We start from the raw sequence: 20,215 nt of genomic DNA, 5'->3' as shown, positions 1-20,215 counted from the left end.
CCGACGGGGTCGTACACCGGGACCGAAGGCGTACGACCCCGCGGGGTCCGGTGACCGGCGGAGGCGGTCACCGGGGGACGGTCAGGCGTCCTCCCACCTGAACAGCTTCCAGGCGATGCCGGTCAGCACGGCCGCGAAGAGCAGCAGTCCGCCCATGGTGGGCAGGGCGTCCATGACGCCGCCGCCGCGGGTCAGCACCGACTGGGCGGTGTCGACCAGGTAGTGCAGCGGCATGACCTTGGAGACGGTCTGCAGCCAGCCCGGGGCGCCGTCCATCGGGAAGAACGAGCCGGACAGGAAGGACATCGGCAGCACGATGATCTGCGAGATGCCGTTGGCCGCCTCCTCGGTCTTGGCGACCGAACCGGCGAGCAGGCCGATGGACATGAAGGCGAGCGTCGCGCAGGCCACCAGCGGCAGGACCAGCCACCAGTTGCCGGTGAGCTTGAGCCCGAAGAAGCTCGTGGCGACCACCAGGAAGACGGTGGTCTGGAGGAAGGCGGTCAGCAGCGAGACCAGGATCCGGGAGCTGACGACCGTGCCGGCGCTGATCGGGGCCAGCCGCAGTCGGCGCAGCACCTTGGACTTGCGCCAGTTGACCAGGGTCAGCGCGGCGCCGAAGACCGCGCCGGTGGCGACGGCCCAGCCGAGCAGGCCGGGGGTGAGGAACTGGATCGGCTTGAGCGACTTGTCCTCGACCTGCTGGGCGTCCACGACGAAGGCCGGCGGCTTCCCGGTGGCCGCCTGGTTGGCCTCCTGGACGATCGAGTTGACGATGCCCTGCAGCGCGCCGGCGCGGACCTGGTCGGCGGCGCTGTAGCGCAGCTCGATCCTGCCGTCCGCGGCCTGCGTGATCATCGCGTCGAAGTCGCCCTTGCGGACCTTCTCCAGCGTGGCGGCCTGGTCGTCGGTGCGGGTGATGGTGAGGACCTTGTCCAGCTCGGTCCGGCCCTCGCCCTGCATCGAGTCGAACAGCTTCACCGCGCCGACCTGGGCGACCTTGGCGTGCGGGGTGTTGGAGCCCTTGGTCACGCTGCCGAAGAAGACCAGGAAGACCAGCGGGAAGAGCAGGATGAAGAAGGTCGCGGTGCGGTCGCGCTTCATCCCGAGCAGCATCGCGCGGGACAGGCTCCAGAACGCGCTGACCCGCTCCCGCCCGTCGGCGGCGCCGGCCGAACCGCCGCGCGGGGCGGGGGCCTTCGGCTCGGTGGAGGTGGTCGCGGTCATGCGCGGAACTCCCGTCCGGTCAGCTGGAGGAAGACGTCCTCCAGGGTGGCGCCGCGCACTTCGAGGCCGCGCAGCGCGTTCTGCTCGGCCAGCACGCTGAGCACCGGGGCCGGAAGGCGGGTGGAGACGGAGAGCGAGACGGTGTCGTCCTCCAGGGTGGCGACGTCGGCGCCGGCCGCGGCCAGCAGCTCGCGGGCCCGCTCGACCGGCAGCTGGCCGGAGGCCACGCTGATCCGGACGGTGTCGTCGATCTCGCGGATCAGCGCCGCGGGGGCGCCGGTGTGCAGGATCTTCCCGTGGTCCATGATCGAGACCCGGTCGCAGAGGACCTCGGCCTCGTCCAGGTAGTGGGTGGTCAGGACGACGGTGCGGCCCTCGTTGTTGATGTCCCGCAGGAGGTCCCAGAGGTTGCGGCGGGACTGCGGGTCGAGGCCGGTGGTGGGCTCGTCCAGGAAGACGAGCTCCGGGTCGTGGGCCAGCGCGCAGGCGATCGACAGGCGCTGGGCCTGGCCGCCGGACATCTGGTCGGTGAGGGTTTCGGTCTTGTCGGCGAGGCCGACCCGCTCCAGCATCGCATCGGCCCGCTTGGGACCGACCCCGTAGAACGACGCGAAGGTGCGGATGGTCTCCCGGGCCGTCAGTTTCCGGAAGAAGGCGGAGGCCTGGAACTGCACGCCTATTCGCGGCAGCAGCTTCGGGTTACGCGGCCAGGGGGCCATCCCCAGCAGCTCGACCCGGCCCTCGTCGGGCTTGCGGACCCCTTCCAGGATCTCCATGGTGGTGGTCTTCCCGGCCCCGTTGGGGCCCAGGATCCCGTAGAACTCGCCGGCCTCGACGGTGAACGACACCCCGTCGACGGCCTGCACATCCCCGTACCGCTGGCGGATGCCGTCAGCGGATATAGCAGCAGTCATGAGCCCTGAGAATAGGGGTTTCGGGGCGTCTTGTGCACGCCTGGTGACGGGGATTTGCGGATTTCCTGAGGAAGGCACGAGAAAGCCGGGCCGGGTGGAATTGTCGAATTCCGCCCGGCCCGGCCGGAGTTGCCCCTGACGAGGCATCAAAGCGCAGATCAGGCGCGGTGCACCGTGATCGTCGTCCAGGCGCCGATGTGGATCCGGTCGCCGTCGTTCAGCGGTACGGCGGTGTGCGGGGAGATCGGTTCCGCGCCGCCGTTCACGGTGGTGCCGTTGGTGGAGTCCTGGTCCACCAGCACCCAGCTGCCGTCCGCCTGTTCGGCGAGCAGCGCGTGCTGGTGCGAGGCGCCCGGATCCTCCGGCGGCACCGACAGGTCGATCTCCGGGACGGTGCCCCGGTGCTGGCTGCGCCGGCCGATCCGCAGCTGGCCGCGGCCGGTCAGCGGGATGCGGCGCTCGGGGCAGTACGGCGGGAAGAACAGGCCGGCCGCCTCGGGGCCGCTGCGGGCCATCATGTCGGTGAAGTAGTCACGGTCGGCCGAGACCACCGCGATCCAGTTGGCCCGGACCGGCTCGGCCGGGACGGGTTCCGGCTGGGCGCCCGGCTGGGGCTGCGGCGGGGCCAGGTGGAAGGACGTGCCGAAGTCGCCGCCGCGGTTGTTCGGGCCGGGGCCGGCCGGCTGGGCGTACACCGGGCCGGAGTCCTCGCGCACCGGGGTCTCCGGGAAGGCGCCCTCGGGCGGAGGGTAGCCGTAGGTGTGCGGGTACTCCGGAGCCGACGGCTGGTGGGGCTGCGCCTGCTGCGGCTGCGGCGGGGCCTGCGGGGGCTGCGCGGTGCCGCCGTAGGCCGCCGGGATGTTCAGCGGCGGGGGCTGGGCCGGACCGGGCGCGGGTGCCGGTGCGGGCGCACCGCCGGCCGGCATCTGGCGGCGCGAGGGCGTGGACAGCTCGTAGTCGTAGCCGCACTCCTCGCAGAACCGGCCGGTCTGCGGGCTGCGGCAGATCGGGCAGACGGTCAGGCCCTCGGTGAGGCCCGGCGGCGAGGCCGGGGGCGGCACGGCCCCGGGCGGCGGGAACGCGCCGCCCGGCGGCGGGTAGGCGCCGGGCGGGGGGAACGCCCCGGGCGGGGGCGGTGGGGCCGATCCCGGCGGCGGGGGCGGCGGGGCCGGAGCACCGAAGGGCGCACCGCCGTGCGGCGGGTGCCCGGCGGGTGCGCCGGGCGCGGGGTCGGCGCCGGGCGCACCCGGGTAGCCCCCGTGGGCGCCGGGCGGCGGGACCGGCGGAGTCATCGGGAAGCCGCAGAAGTCGCACCAGTCCTCGGCCTGCGACTCGTGGCCCCTCGGGCAGATCGGCATCAGGTCCCCCTCGTTCCGGGCCGGTGCGGCGCGGCCTCGCGCCGGGCGGCCGGCCCGGTCACGTCTTCAGCGGTCACTTCGCGGTCACTTCTTCACACGTACCGTCTTGGTCGACCGGGTCTCAAGGGTCATCGAGTCGGCCTCGCTCACGTTCTTACGGAACCGAACCGTACCCTCCTTCGGGTCGACCACGTCCACCACCTTCTGCAGCAGCTTGTAGGTGCCGTCGTTCCCGGTCGCGTGGGCGATCCGGACGGCGGCGCCCAGCTTGGCGGTCGCGGTGTCGACGTCCCCCGCCCGGTGGGCCTCCAGGCCCTCCTGGATCGAGGAGGCGAGCTCGGCCTGTCCGGTGTAGTGGGCGACCTGCGGGCTGATCCGGGTGGAGGAGGCCAGGTCGTCCGTCCAGACGGCCTTGACCAGGCCCTGGCTGAGCACCTCGGGGGCGCCGCCGCCGACCTGCGGGGGCAGCACCAGGCTGACCCGGGCGGCGAGCATCTCGTTGCCGACCGAGGCGGCCGGGACCTCGACGCAGACGTGGTAGTCGCGGCTCTCGTCGCCCCAGGAGCCGGTCGGGTAGTCGCCGGCCCGGGGCCCGGCCTCGGCGCGGCGCCCGGTGAGGTCCTCGACCGCGGGGGCGACCTGCTTGACGAACTTCACCGTGGCGTTGGCCGGGGTCCAGATCCGCAGCGCGACGTCGGCGACCTGCTTGCCCATCGCGCCGGTCATCATCGAGCGGAAGTCCTCGGCGAGGCCGGAGGGCTCGGCGACGATGTCGGTGGTGCCGAGCAGCGCCGAGGAGATCTTGCGCAGCTCGTCGATCCGCCAGTCGGTGCCGACGCCGCGGCAGTCGGCGGTGAAGTGGCCGGTGACCCGCTCGATGTTGCGGGCCAGGTCCTCCGCCGACTCGTGCTCGTTGTTGCCGTCGGTGAGCAGGATGGCGTGCCGGATGGCGATGTCGCGGCGGGTGAGGAAGAGCTTGTCGGCCTTGGCCAGCCAGGTGCCCATCGCGGTGCCGCCGGCGGCGGTGAGGCGGCGCAGCGACTCCTTGGCCTGCTCCCGGGTGCTCGGGGAGGCGGTCGCCAGGGTGCCGTCGCCGGGGTAGATGTCGCGGGCCTCGTGGGTGCCGGCCACCACGGCGAAGGCGGTGCCGTCGCGCAGCGCGTCGATGGCGGCGGCGGTGGCCTCCCGGGCGCCGTTGATCTTGGTCTTGGGGTAGTCCATCGAGCCCGAGCAGTCGACCAGGATCACCACGGCCGCCTCGGCGTCGCCGCGCTGGGGACCGGCGTCGGCCAGCCCGAGCGGGCGGCCGCCGGAGGTGCCGCCGCCGGTGGAGGTGACGGTGACGATGGCGTTCACCTCGCGGGCGCCGTCGGCCAGGTACTCGTTCTGGAAGATCTCCACGTCGAACCTGGGCAGGTTCGGCTTCGCCAGTGTTGCCATGGGGCGGTGGCTCCCGTCGGGTGAGGGGTGGATGCGATCGGGTCGGTGGGGTGGTCCGGCGGCCGGGCGGCCCGGCGGACGGCGCCGTCGGGCGCCGGGCCGGTCGCGGACGGCCGGTCAGGAAGCCGGCGGGTGCGGCGGCTGCGGAGGGACGGGCGGGGCGACCGGCGGCGCGGGCGGGGCCGGGGGAGCCGTCGGTGGCGCGGGCGGCGTCGGCGGGACGGCCGGAGCGGTCGGGACCGAGGGCAGCGGGGCGGCGCGGGAGCCGATCACCGGGAGGTCCGGCAGGGTCGGCTCGTAGTCCGGGTCGTCCTCGGGAGCGCCCTGGGCGGCGGCCGGGGTGATCACCTTCAGGTCGAGCGCGGTCGGCGTCTCCTCGGCCTCCTCGACCGAGGCCGCCGGCGGGTCGATCGGCAGCACCGCGACGGTGATGTTGTCGTGCCCGCCGGCCGCGACCGCGAACTTCACCAGGGTCTGGGCCGCCGCGAGCGGCTCGGTGCGGGCGTCCGGCCGGACGAAGTACGCCAGGTCGGTGGCCGCCTCGGCGTAGTTCCACAGCCCGTCGGTGCAGATCAGCAGTACCCCGGGGACGTGCGGGGTGAAGTCGAGGGTGTGCGGCACGACCTCCTCGGCGTCGGCGCCGAGCCAGCCGGTGATCGCGTGGGCGCGCGGGTCGGCGTACGCCTCGGCCTCACCCATCAGCCCGGCCTCCACCATCCGGGCGGCCCAGGAGTCGTCCTGGGTGAGCCGGAAGGGGACGGCGGTGGTGCGGTCGTCCGGGATCCAGTACGCCCGGGTGTCGCCCACCCAGCCGATGGTGATCCGGCCGCCCGCCGCTACGGCGCTGACGAAGGTGCAGGCGGGCGCGTTGAGGTCGGGGCGGGTGGGCCCGGCGCCGTCGGTGGCGAGGTCGGCGACGGCCTTGGCGGCGTCGGCGACGGCGGCGCGCATCGCCTCCTCCGGGTCCCGGCCGGCCTCCAGCGAGGTCAGCAGCGACTCCGAGGCGGCGTCGACGGCGGTCTCCGAGGCCTCGTCCGGGCGGTCGGAGGAGGAGACGCCGTCGCACACCACGGCGACCACGACCGGTTCCCCGCCGGGCAGCGAGCTGGCGGCGACGGTGAAGGAGTCCTCGTTGCGGTGGTGGCGCACGCCGCGGTCGCTGACCCCGGCGACGCCCGCCAGCGCCTTCTCCATGTGGTCGCGCGGGCGCGGCTGGGCGCTGCCGCAGCCCTCGCAGTAGCCGTCCTCGGTGACCTGCGGCTGCCCGCAGTTCACGCAGACCGGCCCGCGCTGCGGCGGGACGGCCTCGCCGCGGGCGGCGGCCCAGCCGGCGGGCATCGCGCCCGGGGCCGCCCGGCCGTCCCGGCCGGTCCCGCAGCGCCCGCAGAAGGCGTCGTCGGGCTCCATCGGCTCGGAACAGCTCGGGCACTCGGTCTGCTGCGGCATCGGCTACACCCACGTCCTGGGGCGGGCCCGGTTGGCCCGTTCCACCATCTCGATCCTGGTCTCGGCCCGGTCGGCCAACCGGGCGAGTACCCGGTATGACTGTTCCAGGGCGAAGCGCAGTTCCCGCTCCACCGCGGGACGTCCCAGTACCACCAGGTCGGCGCCCTGCTGCGCCCCGGCCGAGCCGGCGCCGACCCAGCCGAGGGCCGCGCCGAGCACCTCGACGGAGAGCTCCTCGCGGCGGCGGTCGTCCAGCCGCAGCGCGGTCAGCTGGTCGGAGCCGGCGGCGAGGTCGGCGGCGAGCGGGTCGGTGGCGGCCCGTTCGCGCAGCCGGGCGCGGACGGCGGCGATCCGGGCGGCGGTGTACTGGCTGGAGGTGGCCGGGACGGACTCCAGCACGCGCACCGCGCCGGGCCGGTCGTCCTCGGCGAGGCGGACCCGGGCGAGGCCGAAGGCGGCGCTCAGGTAGGCGTGGTCGGTGGTCCACACCAGGCGGTAGAACTCGGCCGCGTCGCCGCCGTCGCCGAGCAGTTCGGCGCAGATGGCCAGGGCGAGCTTGGGCGCGGCCTCGCCGGGGAAGGCGTCGTACACCGCGTCGAAGGCCTGGGCGGCGGCGCGCAGGCCGTTCTCGCCGCCGTCCGCCGACCCGACCAGGGCGACCAGTCCGCGGTACCAGACCACCCGCCAGTCGTCCGGGTGGTCCTGCTCCAGCTCGGCGAGCTTCTGCACGGCCGTGCCGTGGCGGCCGAGTTCGAGCAGGGCGCGCAGCTCGCGCAGCCGGCTCTCGATCGAGACGGCGGGGGCGCCGCCGAGCGCGACGAGCGCCTCCTCGGGGTCGGTGGCGAGCAGGGTGGCGAGGAAGCCCGCGTTGGGGTCGAGCGGGTCGACCCGGGGGACGGGCAGGGCGAGGGCGGCGGCCGAAGGGTCCAGCGCGGCCACCCGGAGCTGCCCGGGCTGGGTGGTGGGCAGCACCAACTCGGTGTCGACGACGCGCAGTTCGGGGCCGAACAGGGTGGACAGCGCGGGCCGGGGCCGTTCGTCCTGGAGGGCCAGCACCTCCCGCAGCACGCCGGTGAGCTGGTCGGCCATCTCCTCGGCGGAGGAGAAGCGGCGGGCCGGGTCCGGGTCGGTGGCGCGGACCAGGAAGCGGTAGTACGACTCGTACCTGGCGAAGACCTCGACGTCCTCGGGGCCGGGCAGCGAGTCGCGGTAGGTGGTGCTGTAGCCCTGGAAGTCGAAGGTGAGCACGGCCAGGGTGCGGGCCACGGTGTAGAGGTCCGAGGCGGGGGAGGGGCCGTCGGTGGCGATCTCCGGGGCCTGGTAGCCGATGGTGCCGTAGATCGGGCCGTCGTCGTCGAAGCGGCGGACCGCGCCCATGTCGATGACCTTGAGCGTGTCCCCGCTCTGGATCACGTTGTCGATCTTGAAGTCGCAGTAGACCAGGCCCCGGCTGTGCAGGTAGCCCAGCGCGGGCAGCGCCTCCAGGGCGTACGCGATCGCCTGCTCGACCGGCAGCGGCTCGCGCCGGCCGTCCGGGGTGCGGCGGTCGTTGGCGATGTCCTTGAGCGACTTGCCGCCGACGAACTCCATCACGATGTAGCCGTCGGTGGAGCCCGTGCGCAGGTCCGGGTGCTCGGCGAAGTTGATGATCCGCACGATGTTCGGGTGGTCCACCTCGGCCAGGAAGCGCCGCTCGGCGACGGCTGCGGCGAGCGCGTCCTCGTCCCCGGTGTCCAGCAGGCCCTTGAGCACCACCCACTTGTCGTTGACCCGCCGGTCCACCGCCAGGTAGATCCAGCCGAGCCCGCCGTGCGCCAGGCAGCCGACCACCTCGTACTGCCCGCCGACCAGGTCGCCGCGGCGCAGCTTGGGCGTGAAGGAGTACGGCGTGCCGCACTTGGTGCAGAAGCCGTCCGGGCGGCCCGGCAGGCCGTTCTTCTCCCGGCCCACCGGGGCCTCGCACTTGGAGCAGAACCGCTTGCGCTCGGGCACCTCGGGGTTGGCCAGCACCGCCTGCGCCGGGTCGGCCGTCGCGACCGTCGGCACGGTGACCAGGCCGGCGCCCAGCCGGTTGCGGGTGCCCGCGCTGACGCTGCCGCGGGTGGAGCGCACCGAGACCGAGCGGCTGCTGCCGGTGCGGGTGGAGCGGTGCGAGCGGGAGCGGCCGGACATCGAGCGGGCGGAGCCGGTGCGGGCCGACAGCGAGCGGATCGAGCCGCTGCGGGCGGAGTCCGGGGCGACCCGGGCGGACGGGACGTAGGGCTGGGTGACGCCGGTGTCGGCGCCGGGCGGGGTCAGCCCGCACTCGTCGCAGTAGCCGTCCGGGTCGATGGTGCCGGCGCAGTCCCGCGGGCACGGGGAGCCGGGGCCGGCGGCGGTCGGCGGGGGCGCGGTCGTCGCGCCGGTGCCCGCGGGGGCCACCGTGGAGGCCCCGGCCGGGGCCAGCCCGCACTCGTCGCAGTAGCCGTCGGCGTCGATCCTGCCCCCGCCGGAGCAGTCCGGCCGTACGCACGCCTCGCCCATCTACCTCAGCCCCCCTGTACCTGTCCGTCGACCGGCGTCTGGCCGGTCGCCTGGTGTGCCTGTGAGTCCTCGTGCGCCTGTGCGCCTCCGGGCGCCTGCGCGCCGCCGGAGGCCTCGGCCTGGGCCGGACGCAGCGACTGCTGGAAGCGGGCCACCGCCGCGGCCGCCGCCCGCAGGTCGCAGGGCGCGCTCCACAGCAGCCAGCGCGCCTTCTCGTACCGCTCGATCACCTCCGGGTCCTCGGCCACCCGCATCCGGGCCGCCATCGCCTTGTAGGCGTCCAGCCGGCCGCGCAGTTCGGCCCGGACGGCCAGCGGCTGGGTGACCTCGGTGAGCGACTGCCGGGCCCGGGCCAGCTCCTTGGCGGCGGCGTCCTCCAGCGCGTCCAGCAGCGGCGCCAGCCGGCCCCACTGCCCGCCCTGGCGCAGCTCCAGCGCGGTGACGATCCGTTCGCGCAGCGCCGAGGCCGGGCCGGGCACGGCCGGGACGTCGCTGGAGGCTATCTTCGCCAGCACCTCGCCGCGCGCCCGGCGGGCCTCGGCCAGGGTGGCGTCGGCCCGCTGGAGCAGGTCGCCGACGCCCTGCAGGCGCTCCTCGGCGTCGTCGCGCAGCCGCAGCAGGTCCTCCAGCTCCAGCCGGACGCCGTCCAGCGCCCGCCCGGCCCGGTCGAAGCGCTCGGTGTCCACCACGCCGGAGGGGGTGGCGAAGGCCTCGCCCTCGGGCACCGTGCCGCGCTGGGCGGGCACCCGGGCCGGGCGCCACAGCGCCAGCGGGTCCTCGCGGACCTCGGTGCGCAGCTCGGTGAGGTCGCGGGCCAGCCCGGCCAGGTCGTCGCCCAGCGGGTGGCCGCCGGCCCGCACGCCGAGCGAGGCGGCCAGGGTCTGCACCCGGCGCAGTTCGGCCAGCAGCAGGTCGATCCGGGCCGGCAGCGCCGACCAGACCGCGTCGGCGGCGCTGACCACCTCCAGCACGGTGGCGTACCAGGAGTTCATCCGGGCCATCAGCGCATCCAGGCTGACCCGCTCGACCAGTTTGGCGGGCGCGCCCAGCAGTTGGGGACCGTCCGGCAGCGCGCCGCCCGGGACGGTCACCGCGTCCCCGGTCAGCAGCTCGCTCAGCTCGGCGAGTTCGGGGTTGCCGGGCTTGGCCTTGCGGGCCCGGACCGCGCGGGCCGAGGCGAGCGCCTCGGAGTAGCGGTCGAACAGCGCCCAGAGCAGCGGCAGGCCCTTGCCGGCGACCGACCAGCGCTCCAGGGTCCGTCCGGTCAGTTCGGCGCCGTCCAGCAGCCGCAGGCCCGGGTGGTCCTGCAGGGCGAGCAGCGCCGACTCGACCGCGTCCCGCTCCGCGCCGAGGCGCGCCAGCGCGCGGTCCACCTCCTCCCGGCTCAGTACCGGGCCAGCCGATGCCGCCACCGCGGTGTCCTTCCTTCCTCGCGCGGGCCGCCGTCGCGTGCGACGGACGGTCCCGCGGCAACCCCCGTGTCCACCACCGGTCTCCCCGTGGTGATCGTCCCGAACCCTAACCGGTGGGTGTCCGGGCGGTGCGGGCGCGGGGTGTCAAGACGCCGTCAACGCCCCGCGTCCGCACCGGTCCCGTACCCGTCCGTGCCGGGAATCCCCGGCCCCGGCCCCGGTACCGGCCCCGGGGCCGGTACCGGGTCGGTCCTCCATAGCGGTCCCCGGGCCGGGTCCTCAGTGCGGGACCGGCCAGTAGTGCTCGGCGTCGTTGAGCATGTACGGCTTCAGCCAGCGGTCGTAGCTGCGCCCCCACTCGCCGCCGGCGTGGTAGTCGGCCAGCACCTGGTTGACCCGCGCGGTGAGGTCCGGGCTGCTCCTGAGCATGGCGACGCCGATCACCTCCGGCTGCACGTCGCCGTCCACGATCCGCACGGTCTGGTCCTGCGCCGCCTGACCGGCCGCCAGGCCGTCGTCGGTCATGGTGGCGTCGACCTTGCCGAGCTGCATCAGGACCAGGCAGTCCAGCTGGTTCTCCACGACCGTCAGGTGGGCGTTCGCGTCCTTCTTGGCGCCGTTCTTGGCGGGGTCGAAGACGTCGGCGGCCGTCGATCCCTTGGCGACGCAGACGTTCCTGCCGCCGATCGCCTCGTCGAGGTTCTTCGCCGGGGAGGTCTTCGGGACCAGCACCCGCTGGGTGATGCTGAAGTACGGCTTGGAGAAGGCGACGTCCTCCATCCGCTTGCAGTTGACGGTCATGGTGCGGACGATCAGGTCGACCCGGCCCTTCTGCACCGCGTCGACCCGGTCGGCGGTGGCCACCGGCTTGAGCACCACCTTCTCCGGGTCGCCCATGATGGCGGTGCCGATCGCCCGGGCCAGGTCGATGTCGAAGCCCTCGATCTGACCGGTGTTCGGGTTGCGGGCGCCCCAGCGGTAGCTGTTCTGGTCCACGCCGATCACCAGGCTGTGCCGGGCCTTGATGGCCTTCACCGCCGGGCCGTCCACCGGACTCGGCGGCACGCTGGCGTAGATGTCGCAGGTGTCGGACTGGCTCTGCTGCTCCCGGGCCTGCTGGGCCTGTTGGGCCGACCGGACGGCCTGGGGCGCGCCGGTCGGCGCGGCGCCGGAGGGGCCGCCCCCGCCGAGCACGGCCGCGCAGGCCGCCAGCACTGCCAGCGTCGCGGCGCTCCTGGTCGGTACGGTTCTGCTGCGCATCTGTTCCGTTCCCCCTTACCGGTACTCGGCGAGTCGTCGGCCCAGACCGCGCAGCGCGGCCGCCGCGGCCACCAGGCCGAGCACCGCGGCGGCGCCGGCCGCCAGGCGGAGGTCCCCGGCGGTGCCGTCGGCGGCGGCCCCGAACCGGGCCTGTTCGATGTCGGCGGCCTGGGCGAGCGCCCGGTCGGTGCCGTTGAAGGCGGCGTCGGCGGTGCCGGTGGTGTCGGTGGCCGACACCGTCCTGTTCAGGGCGCCCTGGTAGTCGGCGTCGCCGACCTCGGCCTTCACCGCGTCCTGGTAGCGGTCCTGCCAGAGGTCGTACTGGTCGGCGGCGGTGGCCAGGGCCTGGTCGGCGGCGCTCGGCGCGAGGGCCAGCGCCTTGGGCAGCGAGCCGCTGCGCCGCTGCATCGGGGTCGACTTGCCGGCGATTCCGGCCAGGCGCTTGGTGGCGTCCGCGTACTGCCCGTTGTAGGTGGCGGTGGAGCCGCGCGCGACCAGGTTCAGGTTCTCCGCCAGCCGGGCGCTGAGCACGTCCACCCGGGCCGAGTTGAGCGCCCGCAGCGGGGTCGCGCCCTCGTGGTCGCTCTTCTCCAGGGCCGAAGCGGTGGTCACTCCGGCCACGGCGAGCCAGAGCGTGCCCGCCAGCACGGCGGCGGTGGCGCCCAGCAGGCCGATGTTGAACACCCGGTTGGTGCGGCGGAACAGGGTCAGCTGCACCCACCCCAGCGCGGCCAGGGTCAGCGCCGCCAGCCCGTACGCGCCCCACGGCACCGACCGGGCCGCGGCGTAGTCGTCCGCCAGCTCCTTGGTCTCGATGGTGTTCAGCTCGGCGGCGGCCGGCAGCAGGACGGTCTGCATCTGCTCGGAGGCGTACCGCAGGTAGGCGCCGCCGAGCGGGATGCCCTGCCGGTTGTCGGCCCGCGCGGATTCCACCAGACCGGCGTACACCGGGAGTTGCTGGTTCAGCCGGGAGAGTGAGTCCTGGGCCGGGGAGGTCGCGGTGGTCCGCGCGGCGGCCTGGGAGACCAGCCTGGCGGCCTGCGCGAGGTCCTGTTCGTAGCGGGCCCGGACGTCCTTGGGTTCGGCGCCGGCCAGCAGGAAGCCGGAGGCCGCGGTGGTGGCGGCGTCGGCCAGCGAGCGGTGGATCTCGGCGGCGTCCCGGCTCAGCGGCTGGCTGTACGAGACCACCCGGTCGGCGGCCGACGCCCTGGTCTCCAACTGCCAGGCGGTCAGCCCGCCGAAGGCCACCGTGAGCACCGCGAGCACCACCCCGGCCAGCCGCAGCCGGCCCGGGGGCGTGCGGATGGCCTGCGCCAGGCGGGCGCGCACGCCGCGCCCGGGTCGGTCCGGCCCGGGGCGCTTCGCGGCCGCGCCGGCCGTACGGGGAACGGGGATGCCGGGCGGAGCCGCACCCCGCCCCGCTGCCGCCGGCGCCGCCCCCGGTACGGCCGGTGGCACGCTCGGCCCTGCCGGGAACGCGGCGCCCGGTGCGCCGTTGCCTACTGGTGATGCCACCCGCCTCATCCTCCCCTGGAGCCGGACCCGACACCCGGGGCCCGACCGATGGCAGCAGTATGGCCGTGACTCCCTCCGGCCACACCTGACTTGCGCCGATCTTGAGCATGTCGTGCACGGTTCCTGCACGCTCCCGTACGGCTCGCGTCGTTCGTACGGTTCGTACCGTTCGTACCGCTCGCGCCGGCTCGTGGCCGGCCGGTACCCGGAGGCACCCGGGTCGCGGCCGGCCGGGCGGAGAGTGGCGACCCGTGCGACGCGGGCGGGCCCCGCACGGTTCCTTCACCGCTCGGCGTCACCGCTCGGCGTCGCGGCTCCGCGCCGCGCTGATCCCGGGTGGGGCACCCCACCCCTCCGTACCATGGGCCCCATGCGACTGCTTGGAACGATCTCGCCCGACCGCCCGCTGCTCGTCGTCGCGGTCCGCGAGGAGGCCGCCCACCTCGACGACCGGCTGCCCGTGCTGCTCACCGGGATCGGGAAGGTCAACGCCACCGCGGCCCTGGCCACGGTGCTCGCCCAGGGCGAGCGGCCCTCCGAGGTGATCAACCTGGGCACCGCCGGTGCGCTGCGCCCGGGCTGGGAGGGCATCCACCACGTGGTCCAGGTGATCCAGCACGACCTGAACAGCGAGGTCCTGCGGGCCCTGACCGGCCGCAGCTACGGCGATCCGCTGGTCGTCGGCCGGGGCGACGGCCCGGTGCTGGCCACCGGCGACCTGTTCGTCGACTCCCCGGCGGCCAAGGAGCGGCTCGCCGAGCACGCCGACCTGGTCGACATGGAGGGCTACGCCGTCGCCACCGTCGCCCACCGGGCCGGGGTGCCGGTCCGGCTGGTCAAGTACGTCAGCGACGAGGCCGGGGACGGCGCGGGCCACACCTGGCGGGAGTCGGTCGACGACTGTGCCCGGCACCTGGCGGCGTGGGTGCGCGCGCAGGGCTGGTGACGGTTCATCAGGTACGTCTGGATGGCTAGGGTGGCGCGGTGACCGAGAACACCGCGCCCCTGGGCGCCGCGCCGAGCAAGCTCTCCGACAGCCGTCCGCCGACGGTGAACGCCGACGAGCGGACCACTCTGCTGGCCTTCCTCGACTACCTGCGCGAGGCCGTGATCGCCAAGGTCGACGGCCTCGCCGACGAGGACGCCCGGCGCCCCGGCGTCGCCTCCGGCACCAACCTGCTGTGGCTGGTCCGGCACCTGACCGTGGTCGAGCACAACTGGTTCGAGTGGGCCTACGGCGGATCGGGCGACGGGGAGGCCCCCGACAGCGAGGTGGCCGTACCGGCCGACCTCACGGTGGCCGCGGCGGTCGCCGCCTACCGGGACGCGATCGCCCGGGCGAACGCGGTGGCCGCGGCCGCCCCGGACCTCGACCGCCCCGGTGCGCGCTCGCTGCGGCCGGACGCCGCCGAGGGGCCGTCGCTGCGCTGGGTGCTGGTGCACATGATCGAGGAGACCGGGCGGCACGCCGGGCACGCGGACATCATCCGCGAGCAGCTGGACGGGGCCGTCGGGCGCTGAGTGCCGCAGGGGGGGCGGCCGGGAACCCGGCCGCCCCCCTGTCGTCGGGGCTCAGTCCCGGAAGGCCGAGAGGTCGAAGGAGGCCAGCCGCTCCGGGTCGACGATCACGTCGATCGCGGCGATCGCGCCGGCCACGACGGTGAACGCCATGATCGACAGTGCCCGGCCGTTGTCGCCGATGACCACCGCGCCCGCGGTGCCGTTGACCAGCGCGGGGCGGGCGAACGGCGACAGCTTGCCCCACAGGACGGCCTGCCCCGCCACCGTCGCGGCGCCGTTGAGCACCACGGTGTGCCGGGCCTGCCCGGCCCCGCCGTCGGAGCGCAGCACCACGTCCGGGTCGAGCACCGCGAGCAGGGCGTCCAGGTCGCCGTTGCGGGCGGCGGCGAAGAAGGCGTCCACCGCGACGCGCTGGCGGCCCAGGTCCGGGTCGGGCGCGGGCGCCTGCCCCTGCACCTTGCGGCGGGCCCGGCTGGCCAGTTGGCGGGTCGCGGCGGCGGTCTTCTCGATCAGCGGGGCGATCTCCTCGAACGGCACCGCGAACAGGTCGTGCAGCACGAAGGCGACCCGCTCGGCGGGCGACAGCGACTCCATCACCACCATCAGGGCCAGGCCGACCGAGTCGGCGAGCATCACCTCCTGCTCGGGGTCGACCACCCCCTCGCGCCGCAGCAGCGGGTCCGGGATGCGCTCGGGGCCGCTCGCGCCGTCCGGTCCGGCCGGCTGCAGCGGCTCCTCGCGGCGCGCGGCGCGGTCGCGCAGCTGGTTCAGGCACACCCGGGAGACCACCGTGGTCAGCCAGCCGCCGAGGTTGCCCACCCCGCTGGTGTCGGTGCGGTCGTAGCGCAGCCAGGCGTCCTGGAGCGCGTCCTCGGCCTCGCTGATCGAGCCGAGCATCCGGTACGCGACCGCGCGCAGGTGCGGGCGGTGCTCCTCGAAGAGCGCGGTCCGGGCAGATCTCTCGTCCACCGTGTCACATTCCTTCGTCGCCTCGGGTCAGGGCAGCAGAGCCACCCAACAGCGGTGGACGGCCGGAGATCAACTCCCGGCCCGGGACGAAACGGAGACGATCGTGACGAACAGCCCGGTACTGGTCACCGGCGGCACCGGCACCCTGGGCCGGCAGGTCGTACCGCTGCTGCGGGCGGCCGGCCTGCCGGTGCGGGTGCTGAGCCGACGGGAGCGGGGCGGCGCGGACGGCGTGACGTACCTGCGCGGCGACCTGCTCGGCGACGCCACCGAGGCGGCCGCCCGGCTGGACGAGGCGCTCGCGGGCGTCGGCACCGTACTGCACCTCGCGGGCGGGCCCAAGGGCGACGACGAGGCCACCCGCCGCCTGGTCGCGGCCGCCCGGCGGGCCGGGGTGCGGCACCTGGTGTACATCTCGGTCATCGGCGCGGACAGGGTGCCGCTCGGCTACTTCCGGGCCAAGCGCGCGGCCGAGGAGGCGGTGGCCGGCTCGGGTCTGCCGTACACCGTGCTGCGCGCCGCCCAGTTCCACGACCTGGCGTTGGCCGTGGTCGAGAAGATGGCGAGGCTGCCGTTCCTCCCGGCCCCCGGCGGGGTCCGCTGGCAGCCTGTGGACGTGCGCGAAGTCGCCGCCCGGCTGGTCGAGTTGGCGCTCGACGGGCCGGCCGGGCAGGTGCCGGACCTGGCCGGGCCGACGGTGTACGGGATGGACGAGCTGGCCCGGGCGTACCTGACCGCGCGCGGCCGCCGCCGCCGGCGGCTGCCGGTACGGGTGCCCGGCAAGGTCGGGCGGGCGTACCGGGCCGGGGCGAACCTCAGCCCGGCCGGGGCCCAGCACGGGCGGCGCACCTGGGAGGAGTTCCTGGCCGAGCGGCTGGTGGCCTGAACTGTCCTTCCCGCCCCGTAGGGTGGCCGCCATGTCGTTCCTCCAGCGCCTCCGGGCCACCCCCGCGATCGTCGACTACCTGCTCTGGCCGGGGGACTTCTCCCTCGACGCCTACTCGCACGTGGAGGAGGTCGTGCTCGCCTCCGGGGAGCGCCTGGAGGAGGTGGGCAAGTGCGGCGCGGGCGGCACCTTCTTCCTGTGCGGCGAGGGCGGCGACGAGCGGCCCGTCCTGTACGCCGACTCGGAGGGCGGCGCGGCGCTGGTGGCGGTCGGGCTGGAGGAGATGGTCCGACTGGTGCTCGCGGTGCCGTGGTGGCGGGACTGCGTGCGGCTGACCGAGGAGGAGAGCGCGGAGGCGGCCCAGGACCGCTTGGAGGACGAGCCCGACCTGCTCGCCGACCGGGACGCGGCCGCCGCCGCGATCGGCCTCGAAGTGCCCACCCCGGCCGAGGCGTTGGCGCGGCTGCGCGAGGTCGCCTTCGGCCTCGGACCGTCGTACGTCCTGCTCAACGCGGCGGAGGGCAACGCGTACGAGCCGCTGTTCAGGCCTTAGCGGCGGTCCCGGCGCCGGACTTCGCGGCGTCGAGGACGGCCCGCGTGGTGACCACCTTGGCGAAGCGCATCGCGTGCAGGGTGGTCGCGGTGGCGCGGGCCAGATCGGCGGCGGGGACGGTGGTGCCGTCGGGACCGGTCATGTCGAAGCTGTGCATGGCGTCGGTCGGGAAGATCACGTCGTAGCCGAGGTTGCCGGCCATCCGGGCGGTGGTCTCGTTGCACACGTTGGTGATGATCCCGGTGATCACCAGCTGCCGGGCGCCGCGCTCCTGGAGCCAGGCGTGCAGGTCGGGACTGCCGTAGAAGGCGCTGTTCACCGTCTTGGTGACGTGCAGTTCGGGGGTGGTCCCGGCGACGAAGTCCTTGAGCGCGTGGCCGGGCGTGCCCTCGACCAGCGGACCGACCCGGGAGGCGTGCTGCACGGTGACGATCGGGCGGCCGGTCGCCTGCCAGGCGGCGATCAGCTCCGCCATCCGCCGCTCGGCCTCCGGGTTGTCGCGCGGGCCCCAGAAGTCCTGGTCCTCGAAGCCCCGTTGGACGTCGATGAGCAGCAGGACGGCGTCGGGGTCGAGGGTGAGCGGGGCGTCGAAGGCGTCGGTGTTCGTCATGGCTCCATCGTGTCGGCCGCCGGTGGGGCGGGGTGATGGGCAGGGATGCCACTCATCGATAGGTTCCCGCCATGCGAACTGTGGGCTGCCTGATCTTCGACGGCGTTCGGGCCTTCGACTACGCGGTGATCGGCGAGGTCTGGGCGAACCGGGCCACCCGGCCCGGCGTGCCCGTCTTCGACCTGCGGGTCTGCGGCCCGGCCGGGGCCCGGGTGCGGCTGGGCGGCGGACTGGAACGGCTCCCCGACCTCGGGCTGGAGGCGCTGGTCGACTGCGACCTGGTGGTCGTCCCGGGCGTCGAGGACCCGGCTGCCCGGCGCCCCCCGGAGGTCCTGGCCGCCCTGCGGGCCGTCTCCTCCGCCGGTGTCCCCGTGGCCTCCCTCTGCGCGGGCGCCTTCGTGCTCGCCGAGGCCGGACTGCTCGACGGCCGCGAGGCCACCACCCACTGGGCCCTCACTCCCGAACTCGCCCGCCGCCACCCGGCGGTGACCGTCCGCCCCGAGGTGCTGTTCACCGGCGGCGACGGCCTGTGGACCTCGGCGGGCGTCGCCGCGGGCATCGACCTCTGCCTCCACCTTGTCCGCACCGCCCACGGCCAGCAGGCCGCCGCCGCCATCGCCCGCGCCATGGTCACCGCCCCCTTCCGGGCCGGCGGCCAGGCCCAGTTCATCCCCAGCCCGGTGCCCCCGGTCGACGGGGACGACCCGCTCGCCCGGGCCCGCGCCGAGATCCTCGGTTCGCTCGACACCACCTGGACCGTCCGCCGGATGGCCGCCGCGGCCCTGATGTCCGAACGGACCTTCGCCCGTCGCTTCACCGCCACCAGCGGTACCACCCCGCTGCGCTGGCTCCTCGACCAGCGCGTCCTCACCGCCCAACGCCTCCTGGAGGAGACCGACCTACCGGTCGACACCGTCGCCACCCGCTGCGGCTTCGCCTCGGCGGTGTCGCTGCGGCCGGTGTTCGTCAAGCGGGTCGGCGTGGCACCGAGGGAGTACCGCCGGACCTTCCGCGGGCGGGAGGACCAGCCCGGCTCGTCGGTGCTGTAGGCGTTCCCTGCCGATCAGGACGTCCCTGGACGGCATCCCCGAGGTGTGCGCGGTGGTCCTGCAGCGCGCCGCGAGGGGTCAGCGGGCGAGGGTGAGGGCGAGGGTGGCGACGGCCAGGGCGAGGTAGCCGGCCGGGAAGTGGATGGTGTGGATGACCCGGGTGCGCAGGTGGGTCGCCACCGCGCCGATGTAGAACAGCACCAGCCCGACCGCGGCCGCCAGGCCCAGCGACGGGACGGCGACCAGGCCGAGCAGCAGTCCGGCGGCCCCGGCCGTCTTGAGCGAGGCCAGCCACGGGATCCACTCCGGCCTGACGTTCACCTCGGCCGAGTTGGCCAGGACGAACTCGGCCTTGGCGAAGTCGGCGGCGGCGATCCCGCCGTTGGCGGCGATGGCGACGGTGGTCACGATGACGAGGGCGAGGGACATGGGACTCCTTCGTGCCGGGGCGGGACGGAGTAGATCGGGCCGGGGCGGGAGGGGCGGCTTCCACCCCGCTGCCAAGCCTCTTCGCGGCGCTCCCCTTGCGTCCAATACCCGCTTCCATAACCTGGCGGAATGGATGTGGACACCCGCCTGCTGCGCACCTTCGCCGCCGTCGCCGAGGACGGCAGCCTGACCCGCGCGGCGGAGCGGCTGTACGTCTCCCAGCCCGCGCTGACCAAGCAGATCCGGCAGCTGGAGAGCCTGCTCGGCGTACCTCTGTTCGTACGGTCCCGGGCCGGGATGGCGCTCACCGTGGCCGGTCGGAGCCTGGCGGCGCGGGTGCCGGGACTGCTCGCGGACTGGGACGCGGTGCTGCGGGAGACCAGGGGCGCGGCGAGCCGGGCGGAGCGGGTGCTGCGGGTCGGCTTCCTGGCCAGCGCCGCCAACGAGGCGACGCCGGGCATCGTCGCCGGGTTCACCGCCCGGCACCCGGGCTGGCGGGTCGAGATGCGGCACACGGCCTGGTCGGATCCGACGGCCGGGCTGGCCGCCGGGGAGGCCGATGTCGCGCTGCTGCGGCTGCCGTTCCCCGGGCAGGACCGGTTGCGGGTGGCCGAACTGTTCACCGAGCCGCGCTGGGTCGCCCTGCCCTCGGCGCACCCGCTGGCCGCTCTGGAGGTGGTGCCGTTCCGCGAGTTGTGGGACGAGCCCTTCGTGGCGGCCCCGGCGGAGACCGGCCGCTGGCGGGACTACTGGGTCGCGGCCGACGAGCGGGAGGGGCACCCCGTCCGCTTCGGCGCGGTGGTCGAGCACCCGGACGACTGGCTGAGCGCCATCGCCAATGGTTACGGCGTCGCGCTCGCCCCCGAGTCCACCGCCCGCTTCTACGCCCGCCCGGGGATCGCCTACCGCCCGGTGAGCGGGGTGAGCCCGAGCCGGATCGGGGTCGCCTGGTCCCCGGCGGACGACGGGAACCCGGTGGTCCGGGACTTCGTGGAGTGCTGCCTGGCGGCCGCCGGTGGGTGACCGGTGGTCATGGACGAGGGAGGGGGAGGGGTGGCGGCCCTCAGCGCCGCCACCCCCCATTGGCTACTCGGCACCGGGCC

18 protein-coding genes are annotated in these 20,215 nt (G+C 74.9%); 6 read left to right on the top strand and 12 right to left on the bottom strand.

What is annotated here, in order from left to right; translation table 11 throughout:
- Positions 1–81: 81 nt before the first annotated feature.
- The 9 genes from ACZ6Z8_RS32520 to ACZ6Z8_RS32480 form a co-directional block, all read right to left on the bottom strand.
- Positions 82–1,227, bottom strand: a complete 1,146-nt coding sequence (locus tag ACZ6Z8_RS32520) for an ABC transporter permease (RefSeq protein WP_465613627.1) — start codon at positions 1,225–1,227, stop codon at positions 82–84.
- Positions 1,224–2,141 (bottom strand): ABC transporter ATP-binding protein, encoded by a 918-nt coding sequence (locus ACZ6Z8_RS32515; protein ID WP_465613626.1) that lies wholly within the window; start codon positions 2,139–2,141, stop codon positions 1,224–1,226. Before ACZ6Z8_RS32515 ends, ACZ6Z8_RS32520 begins: the two co-directional genes overlap by 4 nt.
- A 158-nt stretch (positions 2,142–2,299) precedes the next feature.
- A complete protein-coding gene (locus tag ACZ6Z8_RS32510) occupies positions 2,300–3,499 on the bottom strand; it encodes an FHA domain-containing protein (RefSeq protein ID WP_465613625.1) in 1,200 nt (399 codons plus the stop codon).
- Between the two features lie 84 nt (positions 3,500–3,583).
- Positions 3,584–4,939: a vWA domain-containing protein gene (locus ACZ6Z8_RS32505; protein ID WP_465613624.1), complete on the bottom strand. Its 1,356-nt coding sequence runs from the start codon at positions 4,937–4,939 to the stop codon at positions 3,584–3,586.
- Positions 4,940–5,056: 117 nt separating this feature from the next.
- Positions 5,057–6,385 (bottom strand): PP2C family serine/threonine-protein phosphatase, encoded by a 1,329-nt coding sequence (locus ACZ6Z8_RS32500; RefSeq protein ID WP_465613623.1) that lies wholly within the window; start codon positions 6,383–6,385, stop codon positions 5,057–5,059.
- 3 nt (positions 6,386–6,388) lie between these two features.
- Positions 6,389–8,908: a serine/threonine-protein kinase gene (locus tag ACZ6Z8_RS32495; RefSeq protein ID WP_465613622.1), complete on the bottom strand. Its 2,520-nt coding sequence runs from the start codon at positions 8,906–8,908 to the stop codon at positions 6,389–6,391.
- Positions 8,909–8,913: 5 nt separating this feature from the next.
- Positions 8,914–10,320, bottom strand: coding sequence for a hypothetical protein (locus tag ACZ6Z8_RS32490; RefSeq protein WP_465613621.1), 1,407 nt, complete (start codon positions 10,318–10,320; stop codon positions 8,914–8,916).
- A 279-nt stretch (positions 10,321–10,599) separates the two neighbouring features.
- Entirely contained in the window at positions 10,600–11,580 is a 981-nt protein-coding gene (locus ACZ6Z8_RS32485) for a glutamate ABC transporter substrate-binding protein (protein WP_465613620.1), read from the bottom strand.
- A gap of 15 nt (positions 11,581–11,595) precedes the next feature.
- Positions 11,596–12,909 (bottom strand): hypothetical protein, encoded by a 1,314-nt coding sequence (locus ACZ6Z8_RS32480; protein WP_465613619.1) that lies wholly within the window; start codon positions 12,907–12,909, stop codon positions 11,596–11,598.
- A gap of 556 nt (positions 12,910–13,465) precedes the next feature.
- Between ACZ6Z8_RS32480 and ACZ6Z8_RS32475 the strand changes: the two genes are divergently transcribed.
- Together ACZ6Z8_RS32475 and ACZ6Z8_RS32470 are read left to right on the top strand one after the other, a co-directional pair.
- Entirely contained in the window at positions 13,466–14,041 is a 576-nt protein-coding gene (locus ACZ6Z8_RS32475; RefSeq protein WP_465613618.1) for a nucleosidase, read from the top strand.
- Positions 14,042–14,079: 38 nt separating this feature from the next.
- Complete coding sequence (locus tag ACZ6Z8_RS32470) at positions 14,080–14,616, top strand: DinB family protein (RefSeq protein WP_465613617.1); 537 nt, start codon at positions 14,080–14,082, stop codon at positions 14,614–14,616.
- A 51-nt stretch (positions 14,617–14,667) separates the two neighbouring features.
- Here ACZ6Z8_RS32470 and ACZ6Z8_RS32465 read toward each other — a convergent pair whose 3' ends face one another.
- On the bottom strand, positions 14,668–15,585 hold the full coding sequence (locus ACZ6Z8_RS32465) for a sigma-70 family RNA polymerase sigma factor (protein WP_465613616.1): 918 nt from the start codon (positions 15,583–15,585) through the stop codon (positions 14,668–14,670).
- A 103-nt stretch (positions 15,586–15,688) separates the two neighbouring features.
- Here ACZ6Z8_RS32465 and ACZ6Z8_RS32460 point away from each other — a divergent pair, with 103 nt between their 5' ends.
- Both ACZ6Z8_RS32460 and ACZ6Z8_RS32455 read left to right on the top strand, forming a co-directional pair.
- Entirely contained in the window at positions 15,689–16,471 is a 783-nt protein-coding gene (locus ACZ6Z8_RS32460; RefSeq protein ID WP_465613615.1) for an SDR family oxidoreductase, read from the top strand.
- Positions 16,472–16,502: 31 nt separating this feature from the next.
- A complete protein-coding gene (locus tag ACZ6Z8_RS32455; protein WP_465613614.1) occupies positions 16,503–17,024 on the top strand; it encodes a hypothetical protein in 522 nt (173 codons plus the stop codon).
- Here ACZ6Z8_RS32455 and ACZ6Z8_RS32450 read toward each other — a convergent pair.
- The gene (locus ACZ6Z8_RS32450; RefSeq protein WP_465613613.1) at positions 17,014–17,634 is read right to left on the bottom strand and encodes an isochorismatase family protein; all 621 of its coding nucleotides are present in this window, start codon (positions 17,632–17,634) and stop codon (positions 17,014–17,016) included. The two genes, ACZ6Z8_RS32455 and ACZ6Z8_RS32450, sit on opposite strands and share 11 nt — an antisense overlap.
- A gap of 71 nt (positions 17,635–17,705) precedes the next feature.
- Here ACZ6Z8_RS32450 and ACZ6Z8_RS32445 point away from each other — a divergent pair, with 71 nt between their 5' ends.
- Positions 17,706–18,683 carry a GlxA family transcriptional regulator gene (locus ACZ6Z8_RS32445; RefSeq protein ID WP_465613612.1) on the top strand — a complete coding sequence of 326 codons (978 nt, stop codon included), beginning with the start codon at positions 17,706–17,708 and terminating at the stop codon, positions 18,681–18,683.
- Between the two features lie 78 nt (positions 18,684–18,761).
- On the opposite strand, the gene ACZ6Z8_RS32440 is transcribed toward ACZ6Z8_RS32445, so the two are convergent.
- Positions 18,762–19,112, bottom strand: a complete 351-nt coding sequence (locus tag ACZ6Z8_RS32440; protein WP_465613611.1) for a DoxX family protein — start codon at positions 19,110–19,112, stop codon at positions 18,762–18,764.
- Between the two features lie 129 nt (positions 19,113–19,241).
- On the opposite strand from ACZ6Z8_RS32440, the gene ACZ6Z8_RS32435 reads away from it, so the two are divergent.
- Positions 19,242–20,135: a LysR family transcriptional regulator gene (locus ACZ6Z8_RS32435; protein ID WP_465613610.1), complete on the top strand. Its 894-nt coding sequence runs from the start codon at positions 19,242–19,244 to the stop codon at positions 20,133–20,135.
- Positions 20,136–20,215: the final 80 nt, after the last annotated feature.

It is taken from the genome of Kitasatospora sp. NPDC101108 (assembly GCF_055584725.1).
This window is presented reverse-complemented; position numbering and strand designations above follow the sequence as displayed.

Bases quoted from the DNA above. Each gene is read 5' to 3' on its own strand.
- ACZ6Z8_RS32485 (WP_465613620.1), bottom strand. From the start codon at position 11,580: ATGCGCAGCAGAACCGTACCGACCAGGAGCGCCGCGACGCTGGCAGTG.
- ACZ6Z8_RS32450 (WP_465613613.1), bottom strand. From the start codon at position 17,634: ATGACGAACACCGACGCCTTCGACGCCCCGCTCACCCTCGACCCCGAC.
- ACZ6Z8_RS32500 (WP_465613623.1), bottom strand. From the start codon at position 6,385: ATGCCGCAGCAGACCGAGTGCCCGAGCTGTTCCGAGCCGATGGAGCCC.
- ACZ6Z8_RS32515 (WP_465613626.1), bottom strand. From the start codon at position 2,141: ATGACTGCTGCTATATCCGCTGACGGCATCCGCCAGCGGTACGGGGAT.
- ACZ6Z8_RS32495 (WP_465613622.1), bottom strand. From the start codon at position 8,908: ATGGGCGAGGCGTGCGTACGGCCGGACTGCTCCGGCGGGGGCAGGATC.
- ACZ6Z8_RS32510 (WP_465613625.1), bottom strand. From the start codon at position 3,499: ATGCCGATCTGCCCGAGGGGCCACGAGTCGCAGGCCGAGGACTGGTGC.
- ACZ6Z8_RS32455 (WP_465613614.1), top strand. From the start codon at position 16,503: ATGTCGTTCCTCCAGCGCCTCCGGGCCACCCCCGCGATCGTCGACTAC.
- ACZ6Z8_RS32435 (WP_465613610.1), top strand. From the start codon at position 19,242: ATGGATGTGGACACCCGCCTGCTGCGCACCTTCGCCGCCGTCGCCGAG.
- ACZ6Z8_RS32505 (WP_465613624.1), bottom strand. From the start codon at position 4,939: ATGGCAACACTGGCGAAGCCGAACCTGCCCAGGTTCGACGTGGAGATC.
- ACZ6Z8_RS32440 (WP_465613611.1), bottom strand. From the start codon at position 19,112: ATGTCCCTCGCCCTCGTCATCGTGACCACCGTCGCCATCGCCGCCAAC.
- ACZ6Z8_RS32475 (WP_465613618.1), top strand. From the start codon at position 13,466: ATGCGACTGCTTGGAACGATCTCGCCCGACCGCCCGCTGCTCGTCGTC.
- ACZ6Z8_RS32445 (WP_465613612.1), top strand. From the start codon at position 17,706: ATGCGAACTGTGGGCTGCCTGATCTTCGACGGCGTTCGGGCCTTCGAC.
- ACZ6Z8_RS32520 (WP_465613627.1), bottom strand. From the start codon at position 1,227: ATGACCGCGACCACCTCCACCGAGCCGAAGGCCCCCGCCCCGCGCGGC.